1 protein-coding gene is annotated in these 1455 nt (G+C 23.9%); it reads left to right on the top strand.

Annotated features, from left to right (window positions below; genetic code table 11):
- Positions 1 to 122: 122 nt before the first annotated feature.
- Positions 123 to 1061 carry an AEC family transporter gene (locus G3997_RS02730; RefSeq protein WP_296647703.1) on the top strand — a complete coding sequence of 313 codons (939 nt, stop codon included), beginning with the start codon at positions 123 to 125 and terminating at the stop codon, positions 1059 to 1061.
- Positions 1062 to 1455 lie beyond the last annotated feature (394 nt).

The raw sequence follows: 1455 nt of genomic DNA, 5'->3' as shown, positions 1-1455 counted from the left end.
CTTTAAATAAAACTATAATACTTTCTATAAGTATAAAATAATATACCTTATTTGATTTTTCAAAATATTAAAAGTATAATTATATATGTGAAAATTTACTATTTGGGGGAAATAAGATAACTATGGAAAATATTATATTATCATTTAATGTCGTCTTGCCATTATTTCTTACTATGTCACTAGGGTATTTGCTTAAACATCTTAATATGTTTAATAACGATACATTAGATACAATGAATAATGTTACTTTTAAATCATTCTTACCAATATTGCTTTTTTATAACATATACAAAACTGATTTAAAAGGCGTTTTTAATTTAAAATTAATAATATTTGCAGCAACTTCTGTAATTGCTTTATATTTACTTCTATATTTAATTGTTCCGTTAATAGAAAAAGATAATAAAAAACGTGGTGCTCTTCTTCAAGGATTGTTTAGAAGTAACTTTGTAATATTTGGTATTCCAATAATAGAATCTTTATTTGGAAGTGAAAAAGTCGGTGTTGCTGCACTTTTAGTAGCAGTTGTTGTTCCACTTTTTAATGTTTTATCAGTATTTGCACTTGAAACTTTTAGAGGTGGTAAACCTAATTTTAAAAAAATTTTTACAGGTGTAATAAAAAATCCACTTATAATAGCATCTGCCTTAGGGATACTTACGTTGATATTAAAAATTAAAATTCCTACACCTATAGAAAAAACCATAAGTGATATCTCAAAGATAGCTACACCACTTTCACTTTTATTACTTGGAGCTACATTTAAGTTTGATGAAATTAAAAAATATAGAAAGCAAACAACTATAGCAGTACTAGGAAAAACTATATTAGTTCCACTTATTATGCTTCCTATATGTATAATCTTTGGTTATAGAGGTGTTGAACTTGCTACACTTATGATTGTATTTGCTGCACCAACTGCTGTATCATCTTTTACCATGGCACAGCAAATGGATTCAGATAGCGAACTTGCAGGTCAAATTGTTGTGTTTACATCTGCTTTTTGCGTAGTTACAGTGTTCCTTTGGATATTTATATTAAAGCAAATATCCTTAATTTAATAACTTCAAATATATACAGTATCTCTTACTATATTGATACATAATATAAATAAAAAAGTGTCTCTGATAATTAATTATTTTGAGACACTCTTTATTTATATTAAAAACTTGATTAACCTTATTATAAGCTATTTTTATTTTTCTCATATAAATATCATATCGTATATACCTTTATCATAAATCATTTTATAAACTTTTTTATTAATATTTACTTCATATAATTTTAATTTGATAAACTTATTCAAACTAAGTACATATATCTTTAAAATTAACATTAAAATTATTTCAAATTATCTGCATACTAATGTATATTTTTATCAAACTAATATAATCTAATAAAGTTTTTGATAATTATATCAAAATCATTGTCTGCTTTTTATAAATCAAGGATATT

This window comes from Romboutsia sp. 13368 (assembly GCF_018336475.1).
Taxonomy (GTDB): domain Bacteria; phylum Bacillota; class Clostridia; order Peptostreptococcales; family Peptostreptococcaceae; genus Romboutsia.
Note: the sequence above shows the minus strand (reverse complement) of the source record. Positions and strands in the feature narration are given on the sequence as shown.